Source organism: Curtobacterium sp. PhB146 (assembly GCF_004342995.1).
GTDB lineage: Bacteria > Actinomycetota > Actinomycetes > Actinomycetales > Microbacteriaceae > Curtobacterium.
In genome coordinates this window covers 344,249-361,845 of the sequence record NZ_SMBN01000001.1, presented here as the reverse complement: position 1 = coordinate 361,845, position 17,597 = coordinate 344,249, and the positions used below count along the sequence as shown (strand labels likewise).

At 72.6% G+C, this 17,597-nt stretch carries 22 protein-coding genes; 9 read left to right on the top strand and 13 right to left on the bottom strand.

Annotated features, from left to right (window positions below; all coding sequences use genetic code 11):
* The first annotated feature begins 163 nt into the window (after positions 1-163).
* Positions 164-811, top strand: a complete 648-nt coding sequence (locus EDF33_RS01745) for a PadR family transcriptional regulator (RefSeq protein ID WP_235035855.1) — start codon at positions 164-166, stop codon at positions 809-811.
* Positions 812-984: 173 nt separating this feature from the next.
* Here EDF33_RS01745 and EDF33_RS01740 read toward each other — a convergent pair whose 3' ends face one another.
* The gene (locus tag EDF33_RS01740; protein WP_132099147.1) at positions 985-1,602 is read right to left on the bottom strand and encodes a prolyl oligopeptidase family serine peptidase; all 618 of its coding nucleotides are present in this window, start codon (positions 1,600-1,602) and stop codon (positions 985-987) included.
* A gap of 73 nt (positions 1,603-1,675) precedes the next feature.
* Between EDF33_RS01740 and EDF33_RS01735 the strand changes: the two genes are divergently transcribed.
* The gene (locus EDF33_RS01735) at positions 1,676-2,218 is read left to right on the top strand and encodes an NUDIX hydrolase family protein (protein ID WP_111083509.1); all 543 of its coding nucleotides are present in this window, start codon (positions 1,676-1,678) and stop codon (positions 2,216-2,218) included.
* Positions 2,219-2,321: 103 nt separating this feature from the next.
* On the opposite strand, the gene EDF33_RS01730 is transcribed toward EDF33_RS01735, so the two are convergent.
* Positions 2,322-2,531, bottom strand: coding sequence for a CsbD family protein (locus tag EDF33_RS01730; protein WP_111083508.1), 210 nt, complete (start codon positions 2,529-2,531; stop codon positions 2,322-2,324).
* Between the two features lie 143 nt (positions 2,532-2,674).
* Complete coding sequence (locus EDF33_RS01725; protein ID WP_131845925.1) at positions 2,675-4,282, bottom strand: DEAD/DEAH box helicase; 1,608 nt, start codon at positions 4,280-4,282, stop codon at positions 2,675-2,677.
* 288 nt (positions 4,283-4,570) lie between these two features.
* Between EDF33_RS01725 and EDF33_RS01720 the strand changes: the two genes are divergently transcribed.
* Entirely contained in the window at positions 4,571-5,404 is an 834-nt protein-coding gene (locus tag EDF33_RS01720; RefSeq protein WP_131877693.1) for an endo alpha-1,4 polygalactosaminidase, read from the top strand.
* 113 nt (positions 5,405-5,517) lie between these two features.
* Here EDF33_RS01720 and EDF33_RS01715 read toward each other — a convergent pair whose 3' ends face one another.
* The 3 genes from EDF33_RS01715 to EDF33_RS01705 all read right to left on the bottom strand — a co-directional run bounded on the left by EDF33_RS01715 (position 5,518) and on the right by EDF33_RS01705 (position 7,074).
* The gene (locus EDF33_RS01715; RefSeq protein ID WP_165901018.1) at positions 5,518-5,877 is read right to left on the bottom strand and encodes a GntR family transcriptional regulator; all 360 of its coding nucleotides are present in this window, start codon (positions 5,875-5,877) and stop codon (positions 5,518-5,520) included.
* A gap of 10 nt (positions 5,878-5,887) precedes the next feature.
* Complete coding sequence (locus tag EDF33_RS01710; protein ID WP_123293403.1) at positions 5,888-6,460, bottom strand: DUF1684 domain-containing protein; 573 nt, start codon at positions 6,458-6,460, stop codon at positions 5,888-5,890.
* A 131-nt stretch (positions 6,461-6,591) separates the two neighbouring features.
* Positions 6,592-7,074 carry a hypothetical protein gene (locus EDF33_RS01705; RefSeq protein WP_132099146.1) on the bottom strand — a complete coding sequence of 161 codons (483 nt, stop codon included), beginning with the start codon at positions 7,072-7,074 and terminating at the stop codon, positions 6,592-6,594.
* Between the two features lie 74 nt (positions 7,075-7,148).
* Between EDF33_RS01705 and EDF33_RS01700 the strand changes: the two genes are divergently transcribed.
* Positions 7,149-7,916 carry a carbonic anhydrase family protein gene (locus tag EDF33_RS01700; RefSeq protein ID WP_132099145.1) on the top strand — a complete coding sequence of 256 codons (768 nt, stop codon included), beginning with the start codon at positions 7,149-7,151 and terminating at the stop codon, positions 7,914-7,916.
* 3 nt (positions 7,917-7,919) lie between these two features.
* On the opposite strand, the gene EDF33_RS01695 is transcribed toward EDF33_RS01700, so the two are convergent.
* Positions 7,920-8,552: a GNAT family protein gene (locus EDF33_RS01695; RefSeq protein ID WP_123671409.1), complete on the bottom strand. Its 633-nt coding sequence runs from the start codon at positions 8,550-8,552 to the stop codon at positions 7,920-7,922.
* Positions 8,553-8,649: 97 nt separating this feature from the next.
* Here EDF33_RS01695 and EDF33_RS01690 point away from each other — a divergent pair, with 97 nt between their 5' ends.
* Both EDF33_RS01690 and EDF33_RS01685 read left to right on the top strand, forming a co-directional pair.
* Positions 8,650-9,255 (top strand): hypothetical protein, encoded by a 606-nt coding sequence (locus EDF33_RS01690; RefSeq protein WP_243692327.1) that lies wholly within the window; start codon positions 8,650-8,652, stop codon positions 9,253-9,255.
* Positions 9,256-9,322: 67 nt separating this feature from the next.
* Positions 9,323-9,625, top strand: a complete 303-nt coding sequence (locus EDF33_RS01685) for a DUF427 domain-containing protein (protein WP_111083501.1) — start codon at positions 9,323-9,325, stop codon at positions 9,623-9,625.
* An 18-nt stretch (positions 9,626-9,643) separates the two neighbouring features.
* Here the strand turns inward: EDF33_RS01685 and EDF33_RS01680 are convergent, their stop codons facing one another.
* The 6 genes from EDF33_RS01680 to EDF33_RS01655 all read right to left on the bottom strand — a co-directional run bounded on the left by EDF33_RS01680 (position 9,644) and on the right by EDF33_RS01655 (position 14,814).
* On the bottom strand, positions 9,644-10,903 hold the full coding sequence (locus EDF33_RS01680; protein ID WP_131877687.1) for an Nramp family divalent metal transporter: 1,260 nt from the start codon (positions 10,901-10,903) through the stop codon (positions 9,644-9,646).
* A 76-nt stretch (positions 10,904-10,979) separates the two neighbouring features.
* Entirely contained in the window at positions 10,980-11,675 is a 696-nt protein-coding gene (locus tag EDF33_RS01675) for a CGNR zinc finger domain-containing protein (RefSeq protein ID WP_111083499.1), read from the bottom strand.
* A 47-nt stretch (positions 11,676-11,722) separates the two neighbouring features.
* The gene (locus EDF33_RS01670; protein WP_131877685.1) at positions 11,723-12,214 is read right to left on the bottom strand and encodes a SprT-like domain-containing protein; all 492 of its coding nucleotides are present in this window, start codon (positions 12,212-12,214) and stop codon (positions 11,723-11,725) included.
* Positions 12,211-13,041, bottom strand: a complete 831-nt coding sequence (locus EDF33_RS01665; RefSeq protein WP_123936981.1) for a hypothetical protein — start codon at positions 13,039-13,041, stop codon at positions 12,211-12,213. The genes EDF33_RS01670 and EDF33_RS01665 overlap by 4 nt, the downstream gene beginning before the upstream one ends.
* A gap of 125 nt (positions 13,042-13,166) precedes the next feature.
* Entirely contained in the window at positions 13,167-13,856 is a 690-nt protein-coding gene (locus tag EDF33_RS01660; protein ID WP_131877683.1) for a DUF4064 domain-containing protein, read from the bottom strand.
* Between the two features lie 115 nt (positions 13,857-13,971).
* Positions 13,972-14,814: a fused MFS/spermidine synthase gene (locus tag EDF33_RS01655; protein WP_123339452.1), complete on the bottom strand. Its 843-nt coding sequence runs from the start codon at positions 14,812-14,814 to the stop codon at positions 13,972-13,974.
* Positions 14,815-14,956: 142 nt separating this feature from the next.
* Between EDF33_RS01655 and EDF33_RS01650 the strand changes: the two genes are divergently transcribed.
* From EDF33_RS01650 to EDF33_RS01640, 3 genes are read left to right on the top strand one after another with little or no spacing between them, the layout of a single operon-like run.
* On the top strand, positions 14,957-15,490 hold the full coding sequence (locus tag EDF33_RS01650; protein WP_132099144.1) for a hypothetical protein: 534 nt from the start codon (positions 14,957-14,959) through the stop codon (positions 15,488-15,490).
* Positions 15,487-16,854 carry a histidine kinase gene (locus EDF33_RS01645; RefSeq protein ID WP_132099143.1) on the top strand — a complete coding sequence of 456 codons (1,368 nt, stop codon included), beginning with the start codon at positions 15,487-15,489 and terminating at the stop codon, positions 16,852-16,854. Before EDF33_RS01650 ends, EDF33_RS01645 begins: the two co-directional genes overlap by 4 nt.
* Positions 16,851-17,501, top strand: a complete 651-nt coding sequence (locus EDF33_RS01640; RefSeq protein WP_132099142.1) for a response regulator transcription factor — start codon at positions 16,851-16,853, stop codon at positions 17,499-17,501. The genes EDF33_RS01645 and EDF33_RS01640 overlap by 4 nt, the downstream gene beginning before the upstream one ends.
* The last annotated feature ends 96 nt before the right edge of the window (positions 17,502-17,597 follow it).

Genomic DNA, 17,597 nt, shown 5'->3' with positions numbered 1-17,597 from the left:
CCATCCTGCCCGCCACCACCGACAGCAGGCCGAGCGGGGAGTACCCCTTGACAAGACGATAGTTAGCGATCTATCGTAAACACATCGCGATACGACGAAGACGAAACCGGTCAGACCGATCGCGAGCCGACTCAGCAACAAGGAAGGACGCACCATGCGCCCCATGCACAACGACAACGACAGCAACCACCACCCGCGCGGCCCCCGTTTCGGCGGCGCGCGGCAGCACCACGGCGCCGGCTTCCCCGGCCGCGACCGCGGTGACCACGAGCACGGCGGCCGAGGCGGCCGTGGCTTCGGCCCGGGCTTCGGGCCGGGCATGGGCTTCGGCCCCGGCTTCGGTGGCTTCGGCGGACCCGGCTTCGGTCGCGAACGCCGCCGCCGCGGTGACGTCCGCCTCGCGATCCTCGGCCTGCTGGCCGAGGGGCCGCAGAACGGATACGCCGTGATCAAGACCATCGCCGAGCGCACCGGCGGCGCCTGGAAGCCGAGTCCCGGCTCGGTCTACCCGACGCTCCAGCAGCTCGTCGACGAAGACCTCGTGGTCTCGTCGGGCGACGGCCGCAAGACGCTCTTCGAGCTCACCGACGCGGGCAAGGCCGAGGCCGAGGCGAAGGCCGACGAGATCGCAGCGGCACTCGACGCGGCCCCCGGGATCCCGGACGCGCAGCGCGAGTTCTTCGAGGCGCTCCGGAAGACCATGGGCGTCCTGCAGATGTACCGGACGACCGCGACGGAGGACCAGGCCAAGGCCGCCACCGCCAAGGTCGACCAGCTCCGCAAGGACCTGCTGCAGATCCTCGCCGACTGACGGCGGAACCCACGGACGGGAGGCACGGTGCCAGCTGGCACCGTGCCTCCCGTCCGTCGTCGCCGGGGCTGACCCCGGCGCATCGTGAGCAGAAATGGTCGAGTCCGCAAGCCTGGACTCGACCTTTTCTGCTCACCAAGCGGGCTGCGCGTCGCACCAAGCGCGCCCCGCGCCTACGCCCCGATGAACGCCGCGACGTCCGACAGCTCCGCTGCCGACACCGCGTGCGACAGGCCCTCGTACGTCCGGTCCGTCACGGTGGTGTTCGCCGCCGCCCACGCCTGCGTCCGCGCGGTGGCCTCCGCCGGGATCACCGGGTCGAGGTCGCCGTGCCCGAGGAACACCCGCGGCCGGACGGCGGCGACGGCCTCGTCGCGCGAGTCCGTCACCCCCGGCACGACGAACCCGGACAGCGACACCGCGAACGCGAACGCCGCGGGCCGTGCGCGCAGCAGCTGCAGCGCCATCGACCCGCCCTGCGAGAACCCGAGGAGTCCGATCCGCGGGTGGTCGGCGGCGACGGAGTCGATCCACGCGAGCACCCCGGCAACCGCGGCGTCGACGGGCTCGAGCGCGGGGGAGCCCGGCGTCCCGAGCGGGTACCAGCTGAACCCCTGGCCCCAAGCCATCGGCGCCCGCAGTGACGCCATCGTCCAGGCCGCCGGCAGCGCGGGGGCGAGTCCGAGCAGGTCGCGTTCGTTCGACCCCACCCCGTGCATGGTCACGAGCAGCGGTGTCCCTGCGCGTTCTTCCGCGGGACGGGTCCACTGCACCAGGTCTGCATCGATCATGTGGACAACGCTAACCATCCCCAAGTCCCGCGCCTTCCGCCGAACTCGACGCCGTCCCTGGTAGACACGGTGCATGGCCTCGTTGCAAACCCCCGACCCCGACTCCGGCTGGCTGTCCGACGAGGAACTCGCCAACGCGCGTCGTCGACTCCCCATCTGCTACGTCGAGGCGATCCCCGTCCGCACCGACGGGCTCGGCGTTGTGACCGAGGTCGGGGTGCTGCTGCGCGTGGCCCCGAGCGGCTCGATCGTCCGCACCCTGGTGTCCGGTCGCGTGATGTTCGGCGAGTCCATCCGCACGGCGCTGTTCCGGCACCTCGAGAAGGACCTCGGTCCGATGGCGTTCCCGCAGCTGCCGTCGAGCCCGACGCCGTTCACGGTGGCCGAGTACTTCCCGCTGCCCGGCGCCTCGGTGTACACCGACGAACGGCAGCACGCGATCTCGCTGGCCTACGTCGTTCCGGTCACCGGCACGTGCGAGCCCCGGCAGGACGCCCTCGAGCTCACCTGGATGACCCCGATGGAAGCCGCGTCGGACGGCGTCGCCGACGACATGGAGGGTGGCCGCGGCGCCCTGCTGCGCGCGGGCCTCGCGTCGGTCGGCGCGCTCATGTAGCGACCGGCTCGGTTCCCGAACACGACGGAGCCCCCCGAACACGACGAAGCCCCCGGATCCGATCGGATCCGGGGGCTTCGCAGCGCGGTGCTTGACCGGCTTGTTACTTCGTGTCGCGGTCGCTCTTGAGGCTGTCGGCGACGCCGGAAGCGGCGTCCTTGACGTTCGTACCCGCCTGCTTGGTGTCGGCCTTGACCTGATCGGTCTTGCCCTCAGCCTTGAGGTGGTCGTTGTCCGTCGCGTTCCCGACGGCCTCCTTGACCTTGCCTGCCGCCTTCTCAGCGGCGTTCTTGATGTCTTCGATCCCAGCCATAGGCACTCCTTCCAACAGCGGACGTTTCCCCGTCAGCCGCTCGCGCGGCATCCGGTGAAGGAGAACCTACGCCTCGGGGGCGTCCGCTTCGCAGGCGCCCCCAAGGTTGTCCCCCGCTGGTCAGCGCGGGCCGGGTCGACAGGTCAGTGGCGGTCGGCAGCGCCGGCCGGACGGGAGGCACGGCGCGACGAGCCACGACGGCCCCCGCCCGACTCCTGGCCGGCTCCACGGCCCGCGGCGTAGCCACCGTCCGAGGACCAGACGGCAGAGGACCCACCGCGCACGGTGTCGCTGCCGGCGCGGCGGCTGCCGCCGGTACGGCGACCACCCGTCGAGCCCGCGCCCGCGGCGGCGGAGCGCCCGGTGCCCTCGGAACGTGCGCCACGAGCCGGACGGCCCTGACGGCCCCCGGCCGAACCGGCGGACTCGGAAGCCGAGCCGGCACGCGCGGGCTGACCCGAGCCTCCCGGACGGCCGCCGCGACCACGACGACCACGGTCACCGGCGGAATCGGCGGAGCGCTGCTTCGGCTGACGCTGCTGCTGCGCGGGCTGGTCCTCGGCGACGTGGCGGATCGGGGCGATCTCGCCGACGAGCGTGGTGACCGCCGGGGAGGTCGCGGTGACCTGCTGCGGGGTGACCTTGATCGCGGCGGCACGCATCATCTGCGCGACGTCGCGACGCTCGGCGGGCATCGTCACCGTGACGACGTCACCGGACGAACCGGCACGGGCGGTACGGCCCGAGCGGTGCAGGTACGCCTTGTGCTCGGTGGGCGGGTCGACGTGCACGACGAGCTCGACGTTGTCGACGTGCACACCACGGGCGGCGACGTCGGTGGCGACGAGGACGAGGGCCTCGCCGGACGAGAACTTCGCCAGGTTCCGCTCACGGGCGCCCTGCGACAGGTTGCCCTGCAGGTCGACGGCCGGGATCCCCTGGCTGCTGAGCTGCTTGGCGAGGCGCTTGGCGTGGTGCTTCGTGCGCATGAAGAGGATGCGGCGACCGTTGCCCGAGGCGAGGGTGCTCACGAGGTGCTTCTTCGCGTCGGCGTCGGCGACCTCGAACAGGTGGTGGGTCATCGCCTCGACGGGGCTGTTCGCCTCGTCGACGGAGTGCATCACCGGGTTGTGCAGGAACTTCTTGACGAGCTTGTCCACGCCGTTGTCGAGCGTGGCGGAGAACAGCAGACGCTGTCCCTGCTCGGGCGTCGCCTGCATGATCTTGGTCACGCCGGGCAGGAAGCCCATGTCGGCCATGTGGTCGGCCTCGTCGAGGACGGTCACCTCGATGTCACCGAGGTTGACGTGGCCCTGCTGCATGAGGTCGGCGAGGCGACCCGGGCAGGCCACGACGACGTCCACGCCGCCGCGCAGGGCGTCGACCTGACGGCCCTGTCCGACGCCACCGAAGATGGTCGTGGTGTTGAGGCCCATGGCCTTGGCGAGCGGGGCGAGGGCGACGTCGATCTGGGTCGCGAGCTCACGGGTGGGGGCGAGCACCAGGGCGCGGGGGCGGCCGGCGCGGCGCTTGCGGCCACTGGCGGCGAGGCGCGCGACGAGCGGGATCGCGAACGCGATCGTCTTGCCGGAGCCGGTGCGGCCACGGCCGAGGACGTCCTTGCCCTGCAGGGAGTCGGGGAGCGTGTCCTCCTGGATCGGGAACGCGGTCTCCTTGCCCTGGTCGGCGAGGACGGCGACCATCGGCGCGGGGACGCCCAGGTCGGAGAAACGGAGGTCATTGGTGGTCATGGTGACCTTTCGAGCCGGATGAGACCGGCTGTGGGCGCGCTCTGAGGCAGCGCGCGGGCGGGATGCGCGCCAACAGAGGTGGCTGGCGCAGTCGCCGCAGCAGAGAAGCCTGGGCACCTTCGGGAGGTGCTCGATCATCGACCAGAGGATCAGTGGAACGTGGTCGGGAGTTCGGGGCGTCCGTACGACGCACGAGACGATCGGCGTCTCGAGTACCACCAGCATAGCGTGTGGACCCCGCAGAACCCAGGACCGGTCCGTTCGCCGTGCGCATGCGAGGATTCCCGGGTGCGTACGCGAACCGTCCTGATCACCACCGCGATGGCCCTGGTGGCCGTCCTCGGCACGGCCGGCTGCGCCGAGGCTGCTCCGACCAGCGCTGCGGCGAGCTACCGCAACCTGCCGACCTCGGGGCGCCCGGACTACCAGCTCGGCGGCTCCTACACGCCGCCGTCCGGTGTGACGATCGTCGAGCGGGACAGCACCGCGAAGCCCGCGAAGGGCAAGTACGACATCTGCTACGTCAACGGGTTCCAGACGCAGCCCGAGTCCGCCCGCACGTGGACGGGGTCGTACCCGTCGGCGATCCTGCGCGACCGGGCCGGCAAGCCGGTGTCCGACCCGGGTTGGCCGGACGAGATGCTCCTCGACACCCGGACGGCGGCGAAGCGCGCGCTCATCACGAAGGTGCTCGCGAAGTCCATCGCCCGCTGCGGCGACCGCGGGTTCGACGCGGTCGAGTTCGACAACCTCGACTCGTGGACCCGGAGCGGGAAGCGTCTGACGCGCGCCGGCAACCTGGCGCTGGCGAAGTCACTCGTCGACACCGGGCACCGCCACGGCCTGGCCGTCGGGCAGAAGAACACGCCGCAGCTCGGGGCCTCCGGCCGGAAGCAGACCGGGTTCGACTTCGTCGTCGCCGAGGAGTGCGTGCAGTACCGGGAGTGCTCGGCGTACACGAAGGCCTACGGCAAGCGGGTCATCGACATCGAGTACGCGGACACCCTCGAGCGCTCGTGGGGCTCGGTCTGCGGGCTGAAGAGCCGCCCGGCGATGACGATCCTGCGCGACCGCGACCTGGTCACGCCGACCGACGACGCCTACGTCTTCGAGCACTGCTGAGCGCGGGTTCCTTCCCAGAACGCCCGCGATGGGAAGTCGAATCGGGCGTACCGGGCCGGAACTTCTGACCAGGTACGCCCGGAAGCGCCAGGTACGCCCCCGAAGCCCCGCGCCTACGCGGGCCAGGCGTCCTTGAGCGCGGTGGCCGCCTGGTCGGCCGACAGTCCCGCCGCGCGGGCAGCGGCTGCGAGCGCACGTGCGGCGTCGGCGACCGCGTCGGGCACCTCGGCCGGCCGCACCACCCGGGTGCCGGCACCACGAGCGGTGTGCACGAGCCCGGCCTCCTCGAGCAGCTGGTAGGCCTTCGCGACCGTGCCGGCCGCCAGCCCGAGCTCGTCGGCCAGCCCCCGCACGCTCGGCAGCCGTTCGCCGTCGACGAGGTACCCCGCGCCGATCTGTGCCGCGATCTGCGAGCGGACCTGCTCGAAGGGCGGCACGCGTCCGCCGGCGTCGAGTGCGACCAGTCCTGCCATGCGTTCCACCCTAGAAGTCGTACTGCTCGCCGACCGGGATCGGCACCGGCACGGTGTTGCCGGGAGGCGCGAGCGGGCACGCCCACGCCGGGTCGTACGCGCACGACGGGTTGTACGCGAAGTTGAAGTCCAGCACGAGCGAGTCGGCGTCGTCGCCGCCCAGGTCCGAGCCCTTGATCGTGTCGAGCAGGTAGCGTCCGCCGCCGTACGTGCCGCGGGCCTTGCCGGCACTGGAGTCCTTCACGGGGACGAACAGCCCGCCCGCGTAGCCGCCGTGCGACCAGACGTCGAGCGTGCCGACGCCCGGGACCGTCACGACGCCGAGGCGGTCGAAGTGCACGGTGCCGTCGGTGCCGGTCTCGTAGTCGAACTCGGCGGGCTCGGCCGGTTCGATGCGCACCTGGAACCGCCAGGCGGGGTCGTAGTCCGGCACGGGCAGCGACTCGAAGTCGCGGGCGTCCTCGTCCAGGAGCGGCGACGCGGGGTGCTCGGCGAACATCGCGTCGCGGGTCTCCCGCCACAGCGCGTGCGCCGTCTGGGGATCGGGCGTCGCGCGGACACGGCGGTACAGGTCGAACGTCATGCGCCGCCAGTCCACGGTCGCCAGCGTGCTGCGCACACGGTCGTCGGTCGTCGGCTCCTGGGGGCGCGTCTGGCTCACGTGGTCGAGGCTACGCCCGCTCCGCGGTGGACGGGAGGCCCGACTCGCCTCGGTCAGGCAGAATCCGTCCGCCAGGTGGGCGCGAGCGCACGCATCCGGTACGCCCGCCACTGCCAGATGACCCACATCCCCGGCCACAGCAGTGCGCCGAGGGGCCACGGCCGCATCCGGTAGGTCAGGCGGTCGATGAGCAGCGTCCGGTCGCCGGGAGCCGGCACGACCGCCATCCGGTGGCGCATCGTCATGCGGCCGAACAGCCCGCTCGTACCGCCGCCGTTGTCACGCTGCACGGGGACGCCGTCGATCTCGTACAGGTCGAGGTCGACGTGCGTGTCGCCGCTCGGCACGAGGCCGAACGCACTCGCGGTGATCGGGTGCGGGTGCCCCGGTTCCCACCGCTCGGGGAACCCCTCGGGGCTGCGCGAGCGGTACACCAGGAACGGCTTCGTCACCGCGACCATCACGGACGGGGACAGCAGGGCATCGCGCACGGCGTCGACCGGCGCATCGAGGACGATCCGGATACCGACGTGCATGCCCAGGACCCTACGCTCGCGGCCGACGACCGCTCTCGGCAAATGTGAAATACGAGTATGTCAATCTGGGAGGCATGCGTTCCGTTCACTCTCGTCTGCCCCTGCTCCTCGCTCCTGCCGCCCTCCTCGTCCTCGCCGGGTGCGCCACCGACTCGGCGTCGGTCGTCCCCGCACACGACGAGGGCGCGGTGTGGTCCTACGACGGCGCGAGCGGGCCGGCGCACTGGGGGGAACTGGCGGACGACGACGCGCTGTGCGGAACGGGTGTCCGGCAGTCCCCGATCGACCTGCCCGAGGCGGACGACGGCCCGGAGCTCGACCTCGTCGGATCGGGCCCGGTGCGGGGAGCGACGGCGGACAACGGGCACACCGTGCAGTTCACCGCCGACGACGGCGCCTCGACCACCATCGACGGAGACGCGCTGGACCTGGTGCAGATGCACTTCCACGCCGGCTCCGAGCACGCCGTCGACGGCGACCGCTTCGCCGCCGAGTTCCACTTCGTGCACGCGGACGACCGCGGAGCCCTGACGGTCGTCGGGGTCCTCGCCGAGCGGGGCGCGCACAACCCCGCGTACGACAGCTACGTCGCCGGCGCCACGGCCGGAACCGGTCGGGAGAGCACCGTCGACGTCGAGGCGATGCTGCCGGACGATCGCTCCTTCGTGACCTACGACGGTTCGCTCACCACGCCGCCCTGCACCGAGGGAGTGCGGTGGATCGTGTTCGAGGACCCGATCGAACTCGGCGCCGACCAGCTCGCCGCCCTCGAGGCCGTACACGACCACAACGCCCGGCCGGTCCAGCCGCTCGGGGACCGGATCGTGCGCGACCGGCTCTGACGGTCAGGCGTGTCGGGCGGACCGGCGGCGGGACCCCTCGGCGCGGTCGTGCCGCCGGAGCCGCTCGGCCAGGGACAGCCGGACCGCCGGCCACTCCGAGGCGATGATCGAGAACACCACGGTGTCGCGGAGCGTGCCGTCGCGACCGATCGAGTGGTTCCGCAGCACGCCGTCCTGCTTCGCGCCCAGACCGGCGATCGCGGCGCGGGACTGGTGGTTGTGCCAGTGCGTGCGGAACTCCACCGCGATGCACTGCCAGGCCTCGAACGCATGGGACAGCATCAGCAGCTTCGCCTCGGTGTTGATGCCCGATCGCTGCGCCGACTTCGCCAGGAACGTGCTGCCGATCTCGACGTGCCGGTTGCCCGCGTCGATGTTCATGAAGGTCGTCGAGCCCACCACACGGCCGGTCGGACGGTCACGCACCGCGAAGGGCACCATGCGGCCGGCCTCGTGCTCGGCGAGGCGTCGGTCGATCTCGTCCTCGACCTGGGCCGGCGCGGGGACCGAGGTGTACCAGGTGCGCCACAGATCGCCGTCCGTCACCGCTGCCCGCAGGTCGTCCGCGTGCTCCTGCGCGAGGGGCTCGAGCGTCACACGGTCGCCGGTCAGGGTGGGCGCGGGGGCGATCTCCATGGAAGTGCATCCTACGGTCGTCGACCATGGTGGAGCCTGTCGGGACGGCCACCCTGTGGAGAGGGACAGCATCGCCCGGACGGCTATCGTGACGGACGTGGCAGAACGCACCCAGGAGCAGTACCAGGTCCGGTTCGCGTGGGGCACCGGTGGTGCGGCACGCATCGCCCACGGCGCACACCTCGTCGTCTGGGTGGACGTCCTGCCGAGCTCGCCGGACGCGGCGGCGCAGCGCCGCGCGTTGCGGAACGCGACCGCCCAGCTGCCGGACGGTCCGGAGGTCGTGCTCGGCCACCTCGGCAACGCGAGTGCGATCGCGGAACGGGTGACGGGCCTCCAGGCCGATCGTGGCGACCGGTGCGTCGTCGCGGTCGTCGCCGCCGGGCTGCACCATCCCGGAGCGCTGGATGACGCGGCCGAGGCCGCGGGCGAGACCGTCGACGTGCCCGACGCACCCGACTTCGCCGTCGAGGACCTGCTCGCCGCCGGCGCCGTCGTCGACGCGCTCGCCGCGGTCGGGATCGACCACACCTCACCGGAGGCCGCCGCGGCCTGCGCGGCGTACACCGGGGTCCGGCGCGCGGTGAAGCACCTGGTCACGGCCTCCGAGAGCGCGGCCGTCCTCGGTCGCGAGCCGGTGCACGCGGCGCTCGCCGTCGGACCGGAACTGGTCGTCCTGCGGGAATCGTGGGGCCGGGCGTAGCGTTCGGGCGGACAGGGACCGGAGCGCCGTCCAGGCCGTCCGGCACCAGCGAGCGAAGGAGCAACGCATGAAGGCAGTCGTCGGCGACACGGTGATCGCGGAGGCCCCGGAAGAGGACCTCATCAAGATCGAGGGCAACTGGTACTTCCCGCCGTCGAGCGTGAAGTCCGAGCTGTTCACCGAGAGCCCCACCCAGTACCACTGCCCGTGGAAGGGCGACACCCAGTACTTCACGGTGAACGTGGACGGACAGGCGCTGCAGGACCGCGCGTGGTCCTACCCGACGCCGATCCCGTCGTCGTTCGACCGCGTCGGCAAGGACTACTCGGGCTACGTCGCGTTCTGGAAGGACGTCACGGTCGTCGAGTGACGACCAGCGTCCCGGCGCTCACTGCGTCACCGTGAGCACGATCAGCGCGACGTTGAGCGCCACGATGACCGCCGCGATCACCCACGCCACCACGCGGGTGGTCGCGGCGTTCACGTCCGTGCCCATGATGCTGCGGCGCGACGTGTAGACGACCAGCGGGACGATCGCGAAGGCGATCCCGAAGCTCAGCACGACCTGGCTCACCACCAGCAGCATCGTCGCGTCGGCACCGATCGCGAGCAGCACGATCGCCGGCACCAGGGTGATCACACGCCGCGCCACGAGCGGGATCCGGACGTGCAGCAGCCCCTTCATGATCTCGGCGCCGGCCATGCAGCCGACCGAGGTCGAGGCCAGCCCCGACGCCAGCAACCCCACCGCGAACAGCACCCCGACGACGGGCCCGACGTGGTCGGCGATCGCCCGCTGGGCACCGGGGATCGAGTCGGTGTCGGCGACGCCGGGCAGGGTCGCCGCGGCCAGGACGAGCATGCAGATGTTCACGCCGCCGGCGACCACCAGCGCGAGACCGACGTCCCACCGGGTCGCGACGAGCACGCGGCGGCGCTCGGGGCCGGCGGGGACGTCGCCGTGCCGGTCGCGGGCCAGCGCGGAGTGCAGGTAGACCGCGTGCGGCATGACCGTCGCGCCGAGCATCGACGCCGCGAGCATCACCGACTCGGAGCCCTCGAACCGCGGCACCAGGCCGCTGACGAGCTCGGCGGGGGAGACCTGCGCGAAGAGCAGCCCGGCGCAGAAGCCGACGGTCAGGATCGCGAGCATCGCCGTGACGACGGCTTCGAAGGTGCGGGTCCCGCGGCGGCTGTGCAGGGTCAGCAGGAGCATCGAGACCACGCCCGTGATGAGCCCACCGGCGACGAGCGGCAGGCCGAAGAGCAGGTGCAGGGCGAGTGCGCCGCCGATCACCTCGGCGATGTCGGTCGCGGCCGCGACGATCTCGGCCTGCCCCCAGAACAGCAGCCTCGGAGTGCGACGCATCCGCAGGCCGAGGTGCTCCGGGAGGGACCTGCCCGTGACGACGCCGAGCTTGGCGGACAGGTACTGCACGACGACCGCGCTCGCGTTCGCGGCGACCAGGACCCAGAGGAGCAGGTAGCCGTACTTCGCCCCGGCGGTGAGGTTGGCCGCCACGTTGCCGGGGTCGACGTAGGCGATGGCCGCGACGAACGCCGGGCCGAGCAAGGTGAGGCCGGCGGCGCGGCGGCGCGGCGTGCCGGAGGGCTGCTCGGTGGTCCTGGCGGCGGCGGTGTCGGTCACGGGACCAGCATGCCAGAGAATTCGGTGCGCCGAATCTTTTTCTTCGCGCTACCTTGTCGGCTGGCTGGAGGGTGGTTCAGACCGCCGCGCGCCGAGCGCGGTGCGCACGGACCTTGGCGCGGTTCCCGCACCGCTGCATCGAGCACCAGCGACGCGTCCCGCCCCGCGAGGAGTCGTAGAAGACCAGCGCGCAGTCGTCGGCCGAGCAGCGGCTCAGACGCGTCGGTCGGCCGTCGGCCTCGACGTCGTCGAAGCCGACCTCGGTGAACAGCGCGACGGCGTCGCGCGCGACGCTGGACAGTGCCTGGGCCAGGCGGACACGGTTCGCTCCGGCACGGCGTCGGCCACCCGGGAGGCTCGGGGGCACGTCCGGCAGGGCGGCGAACAGGTTGACGGTGTCGATGTCGTCGGGCGCGGGGCGCGTGCGGCCGGTCCCGGCACGAAGGCCCGCCGCGACGGCGGTGCGCTCGGCCGCGGTGGTCGCCGGGCCGGGGGCCGCGGCGACGGCGAGTCGGGCGATCGCCGCGCGGAGCGCGCGTGCGTCCTGCAGCTCGCGCGCGCTCGCCCCGACGTCGATCGGTTCGGTGTGGTCGCTGAGCCACTCGTCCAGGTCCGCCGGGCTCGCGAGCAGCTCACCGAGCTGCGATCGAGGGCGTCGGCCGTCCGGGTCGTCGGCGAACCCACCGGTGTGCGCGAAGTCCAGGGCGATCCGACCGGCGTCGAAGAACCAGGTGGATCCGGCGTCCGTGCGGATGTGCTGCCCCGTGTGCATCCGTCCAGGCTAACGGGTTACCGGCGCGCCTCCGCGCGCGGACGGACTCATGCGGTAGTCGAGGCCACTGTCGACGGGGTGTCAGCCTCGCTCCGGCGCCGCCAGACGATGGCGTTGCGGGGATCGAACCGGCGGGAGCACCGGGCACAGGCGAGCTGGCGGGTGGGCGTCCGGTAGCGGAAGTGCTCGTGTCCGGCGGGGCAGGTCCCGATCCACGGTGCGAGCTCGCTGGCGATCGGGCCGTCGTGCAGCCGCGAACCCGTGTACCCGATGGCGGACGCGGTCCGCTTCCACTTCGGGCCGTGGCCCGCACGTGCTCCGGCGAGGGCGTGCGCGACCTCGTGCAGCAGGACCTGCTCGACGTCGTCGTCCGAGAACCGTGTCGCCAGGTGCCGGCTGACGGTGATGCGCTTCCGGGCGAAGTCGCACTGTCCTGCGCGGGTCTTCGCGTGGTCGAACCCGAAGGCCCACGAGCCCGCGCCGAGGTGTTCGGTGATGAGTGCCTCGGCTCGGGAACGGACCGTCTCGAGTGCGGTCACTGGTCGGCGCGGGGGTCGGCCTGGCCCTTCTTGGCTGCCCGCGCGGCGATCCGTCCCCAGATGTCGTCGGCCTCGGTGCGCGCGGCGTCCGGCGCCCCGAGCACCCGGCGGCGGATCGGCGGGACCTGCTTGACCGGCTCGGCGACGCGCATGGTCGGTTCGTCGTCCTCGGCACGGCGGGCGGCGACCTCGCGGGCCGTCCGCGGCTTGTCAGCGGGTTCGGCGGGGTGCGTGATCGAGGCACGCATCGCCGCCTCGACCGCGGTGCGCAGCGCGTCGGTGCGCTCGGACGGGGCACCGGCCTGGCGGAACGCCTGGTAGGCGCGGGACAGCGCGGCGCGGGCCTCCTCGAAGCGGTCGTTCTCGAACAGCGACCACCCCTCGATCTCGGCGGCGGCGCCCTCGAGCTCCGGCCACTCCTCGGTCGCGGCGGTGTCGCGGGCCAGAGCGGCCTCGGTCGCGGCACGGTCGTGGCGACCGAGGTCGTGCAGGATGTGCGCGCGCCGGATCCGGGCGGCGACCTTGTCCTGGCGCTCGCCCGTGAACATCGCGAGGCGGAAGACCTCCTCCGCGACGACGAGGGACTCGTCGAGACGGCCGAGCAGGCGGAGGAGTTCGGCGCGTTCCGCGAGCGCCTCGGTGCTGCGGCTCTGACCGAGGTCGCGCAGACGCTGGTGCACGGCGTCGACGTCGACCGCCGGCCGCAGGCTGATGGGTGCGAAGGTGCTGCCCGGGCTGACCCCGGCCGTCACGGGAGCCGCGTGGCGCGGTTCACGGGACGGGTCGGACGGGTCGGGCTGCTGACGGTCGTCGGGCGGGAGGGACATCGGTTCGAGGGTAGCCGCGCTCTGCCGGGAGCGGCCGGTGCGACGCGCTCAGGCTTCGCGCCGGTGGACGGAGAACGGCCCGCCGTGCCGGAGCACGACGGGCCGTTCCGGACCGGCTCGGCGGATCAGGACATCCCGCTCGCCGCGACCGCAGCGACGCCGACCGCCACGACGAAGACGATGAGCGCGACGACGGCGAGGACGATGGCGAAGACGCCCCAACCGCGGCCACGCTTGGTGACGGCAGCGATGATGCCCTGCACGATCGCCCACAGGCCGAGGGCCGTGCCCAGGTAGAACATGAGGGACCCGGTGATGACGTTCGACGAGGTCATCAGCTCGGTGATCTGCGCGTCGCTCGGCGTCGCTCCGCTGTTCTGCATCGAGTCGCGGAAGGCGTCGGAAGCGCCGAACGACTGCCCGAACAGGTACCCGCCGATGGCTCCCACGACCAGGGCGGCGAGGCCGACCACGAACGCGATCACGCCGACGGTCTTCTTCTTGGCCTTCGGTTCCTCGTAGCTCTGCCACGCGGGCGAACCGGAGCTCGCGGGCGCCGCGGCGTACGGCTGCTGGCCGTACTGCTGCTGCTGCTGCCCGTACTGGTCCTGCTGCTGCCCGTACTGCTGCTGCTGCCCGTACTGGTTCTGCTGCTCGCCGTACTGCGGGGCGGACTGCCCGTACTGCGGCGTCGGGTCGCTCCGCTCGCCGTACCGCGGTGCGTCGGCGGCGGGCTGCTGCTGCGGGGCTTCGCCCCAGCTCGGCGCCTGGCCGTCGCCCGTCCGGTCCTGGTTGCTCCGGTCGTCGTTCGTCATCAGGGGATCCCATCGCTCGGTCGCGCACCTGCGCGGTCGTTCAGACCATCCTGACAGCCGCACCCGCCGAGTGCCCGGGAACGGCCTGGCGCGCCTCCCCGTCGCCACCGCGGGGTCAGGCGCCGAACACGCTCCGGTTCGGCTCCGGTGACGCCACGGCCGTCGCGTCGGTGACGATCGGCGCCCCGGCGATGAACGCCCGCAGCTCGGCCCCGTGCACGACCTTCGCCGGCATCGGGTCCGACGAGTACCGCCGCGGCATCTCGGCGATCGGCAGGTCGGTCGGCGAGCCGAGCAGCACGATGTTCCCGAACCGACGCCCCTTGAGCATGCCGGTGTCCGCCACCGCTGCGACCGACGGCAGTACGGCCTGCAGCGTCGACGCCTGCCCCCGTGCGAACGCGAGACCAGCGCCGTCGGCCACGTTCACCGCGACGATGCCGGTCGGCGACAGGAACGCGGCGACCTCGCGGTAGAACTCGATGCTCGTCACGTGCGCCGGGATCTGCGAGCCGCCGAAGACGTCCACCACCGCCAGGTCCACCGTGCCGCGCAGCCCGGAGGGGAGCTTGCCGAGCACCTCGCGCGCGTCGCCGTACCGCACCCGGATCGACGCACCGCGGGGGAACGGCAGGACCTCGCGGACGTGGTCCACCAGGTCGCGCTCGAGCTCGATGACCTGCTGGCGCGAGCCCGGCCGGGTCACCGCGACGTACCGGGGGAGCGTCAGGGCACCGGCGCCGAGGTGCAGCGCCGTGACCGGGCCGGACGGCAGCAGGTCGATGGCGTGCCCGATCCGCCGGATGTACTCGAACGCCAGGTGGGTCGGGTCCTCGAGGTCGACGTGCGACTGCGGCGTGCCGTCCACCACGAGCGTGAAGGACCCGGGGCGGTGCCGGTCCGGCTCGACCACCGAGTAGCCCGCACCGATCCGGAACCCGTCGAACGCATCAGCCATGCGGTCAATCGAACACCACCCGACCGGCACCGCGATCACCACCCGGGCCCCCACCCCTGGTTGGTGTGCCCGCGGACGCACCGGAACGAGGCTGGATCCATCGGTCGGGGACGTCCCGCCGGGTCACCTCGAAAGGCACACCATGTCGGTCCAGCTCCTCGTCAACGTCCTGATCGGCGTCGCCCTCGTCGGCTTCCTCGGGTACCGCCAGGCCACCTGGCAGTACCTCGACCCGGCGCGCATCTGGCGTACGCCGATGATCATGGCGATCGTCGGTGTGGTGGTCCTGGCGCAGTCGGGGGCGACGATCACCACGACCGACGTCGTGTTCCTCGGCATCGAGGCCCTGATCACGATCGGTGTGGGCCTGACGATGGGCACCATCACCCGGTTCCGCACGGTCGCCACCCCGGACAGCAAGGGTCGGACGATCCAGTCCCGCACGGGGTGGCTCGGTGCGTCGCTCTGGATCGTGCTCATCGCCGTGCGCGTCGGCCTCGATGTGCTCGGCGGCCACCTCGGTGCGCACCTGCTCACCTCGACCGGCGCGATCCTGCTCGTGCTCGCCCTGAACCGCGCCGCCCGCGCCGTCGTCATCGACCAGCGCATCCCGCGCGGAGACCGCGGAGACCGGACCGCCAGCCGCCGCACCACCCGCGGCATGATGGTCCGGTGACCCTGCTGAGCGGACAGGACCCGACCGACCTCCCCGGGGGTCGGTCCCGTTCGGCAACCGCCTGGGGACTCAACGCCCTCGGCATCGTGATCGTCGGGTTCTGGTTCGTGAAGAACGGACTCGAGCTGCAGCCGCCCGCGTGGGTGTGGGTGCTCGGCGCGGTGGCGCTCGCCGCGTGGGCGCTCCGCGAGTTCGGCCGGACGCCGCAGCTGCTCGTCGTCGCGGGCGTGGTGATGATCGTCGCCGGCTCCCTGACCGTGGTGGCGACGGACTCGCTCATGATCGTCCCCGTGATCGTCGGGATCGTCCTGCTCGGCGCGAACCTCCGGGTGCCGGTCTGGCTCGCGGCGGTGGCGGCGGTGGGGGCGATGGTGGTCATCGCCGTCTGCGCGACGATCGAGCACGCCTCGGTCCAGTTCGTCCTCGGCACGAGCGGCGGGCTGCTGCTCGGCGTGCTCATCGGGTTCAGCCGCCGGCAGTTCCGGGTCGCGGCGCAGCGCGCGCGGCAGGCCGAGCAGGACCAGCAGCGGGCACAGCTCCTCGCCGATCGGTCCCGGGCCTCGCGGGACATCCACGACGTCCTCGCGCACTCGCTCGGCGGTCTCGTGCTGCAGCTCGACGCGGTCGAGGCCCTGCTCGAGGCCGGCCGGGTCGACGACGCGACGAAGCGTGCCGGCGAGGCCAGGACCCTGGCGGCGGACGGCCTCGCCGAGGCCCGCCGAGCCGTGCACGCCCTCCGCGACGACGCGGACGCCGAGCCCGGTGCCACCCCGGACGGGGCCGCGACCCCGGACCGGGCCGCCCCCGACCCGACCACGACCGCGGACCGCGCCACCACCCCGGGCCGGACCACGGCCCCGGACACGGCCACGCGGACCACCGGAGCCGACGTGCCGGACGCGAGCCGCGCCTCCCGGCCGTCCACCGACCAGGTGCCGGACCACACCGACCAGACCGACCGCACCGACCACGTGCCGGACCGCACCGACCTGACCGCCCTGGTCGCCGCTCACCGCTCGTTCGGCGGCACCATCGTGGTGCAGGGCGACGCGACCCTGGCCGCACTCGACGAGGCGCACCGCGCCGCCGTCGTCCAGGTCGTCCGCGAGGCCCTCAGCAACGCCCGTAGGCACGCCCCCGGCCGCCCCGTGTCACTGTCCGTCGTCCGCGACGGCGACGCCGTGGACGTCGTCGTGGCCAACCCGCTCACCGGCGGCGGCCAGGGGCTGCTCGGGATGCGCGAGCGCGTCGAGGAGCTCGGCAGCGGTGCGACGGTCGAAGCGGAGCGGTCCGACGACGAGTTCGTCGTCGCGCTGCACCTGCCGGTGGACCGGGTGGCCGAGCACGAGGTGGACGCCTCGTGACCATCCGTGTCCTCGTCGTCGACGACCAGGCGATCGTCCGCGACGGCCTGGTGACGGTGCTGTCGCTCGTGCCGGACCTGCAGGTGACGGGTGAGGCCGCCGACGGTGCCGAGGCGATCGCAGCGGTGGACCGTGACGCTCCCGACGTCGTGCTGATGGACCTCCGCATGCCGGGCACCGACGGGCCGACGGCGACCGCGCGCATCGTGGCCGACCACCCGCAGGTGGCGGTGCTCGTGCTGACGACCTACGCGGACGACGAGTCGATCGTGACCGCGCTCCGGGCCGGTGCGCGCGGGTACCTGACGAAGGACGCCGGACGGACCGAGATCGCGACGGCGATCCGGGCGGTCGCGTCGGGGCAGTCGACGTTCGACGCGACGGTGGGGGCGCGGCTGGTGGCGCAGCTCGCCGGCGGCGGGGCGACGGGGCCCACACCCGCTGTGCCGGCGCTGCGTGACCGGTTCCCGGACCTGACCCCGCGCGAGGCCGACGTGCTCGAGCGCATCGCGGCCGGCCGGACGAACCCGCAGATCGCGGCGGAGTTGTTCCTGACGGTGCCGACGGTGAAGTCGTACGTGAACCAGGTGTTCGCGAAGCTCGGGGTCACCACCCGCGCCGAGGCGGTCGCGCGCGTCCTGCGCTGACCGGTCCTGGCCGGTACGTGAATGCGTACACATGGACGGCCAGCGGACGCCAAGACTCGTTCCGTACTGTTCATCCGGTCGTCACGCGGGACCGCG

Bases quoted from the DNA above. Each gene is read 5' to 3' on its own strand.
- EDF33_RS01745 (WP_235035855.1), top strand. From the start codon at position 164: ATGCACAACGACAACGACAGCAACCACCACCCGCGCGGCCCCCGTTTC.
- EDF33_RS01740 (WP_132099147.1), bottom strand. From the start codon at position 1,602: ATGATCGATGCAGACCTGGTGCAGTGGACCCGTCCCGCGGAAGAACGC.
- EDF33_RS01735 (WP_111083509.1), top strand. From the start codon at position 1,676: ATGGCCTCGTTGCAAACCCCCGACCCCGACTCCGGCTGGCTGTCCGAC.
- EDF33_RS01730 (WP_111083508.1), bottom strand. From the start codon at position 2,531: ATGGCTGGGATCGAAGACATCAAGAACGCCGCTGAGAAGGCGGCAGGC.
- EDF33_RS01725 (WP_131845925.1), bottom strand. From the start codon at position 4,282: ATGACCACCAATGACCTCCGTTTCTCCGACCTGGGCGTCCCCGCGCCG.
- EDF33_RS01715 (WP_165901018.1), bottom strand. From the start codon at position 5,877: ATGGCAGGACTGGTCGCACTCGACGCCGGCGGACGCGTGCCGCCCTTC.
- EDF33_RS01710 (WP_123293403.1), bottom strand. From the start codon at position 6,460: ATGACGTTCGACCTGTACCGCCGTGTCCGCGCGACGCCCGATCCCCAG.
- EDF33_RS01705 (WP_132099146.1), bottom strand. From the start codon at position 7,074: ATGCACGTCGGTATCCGGATCGTCCTCGATGCGCCGGTCGACGCCGTG.
- EDF33_RS01700 (WP_132099145.1), top strand. From the start codon at position 7,149: ATGCGTTCCGTTCACTCTCGTCTGCCCCTGCTCCTCGCTCCTGCCGCC.
- EDF33_RS01695 (WP_123671409.1), bottom strand. From the start codon at position 8,552: ATGGAGATCGCCCCCGCGCCCACCCTGACCGGCGACCGTGTGACGCTC.
- EDF33_RS01685 (WP_111083501.1), top strand. From the start codon at position 9,323: ATGAAGGCAGTCGTCGGCGACACGGTGATCGCGGAGGCCCCGGAAGAG.
- EDF33_RS01675 (WP_111083499.1), bottom strand. From the start codon at position 11,675: ATGCACACGGGGCAGCACATCCGCACGGACGCCGGATCCACCTGGTTC.
- EDF33_RS01665 (WP_123936981.1), bottom strand. From the start codon at position 13,041: ATGTCCCTCCCGCCCGACGACCGTCAGCAGCCCGACCCGTCCGACCCG.
- EDF33_RS01660 (WP_131877683.1), bottom strand. From the start codon at position 13,856: ATGACGAACGACGACCGGAGCAACCAGGACCGGACGGGCGACGGCCAG.
- EDF33_RS01655 (WP_123339452.1), bottom strand. From the start codon at position 14,814: ATGGCTGATGCGTTCGACGGGTTCCGGATCGGTGCGGGCTACTCGGTG.
- EDF33_RS01650 (WP_132099144.1), top strand. From the start codon at position 14,957: ATGTCGGTCCAGCTCCTCGTCAACGTCCTGATCGGCGTCGCCCTCGTC.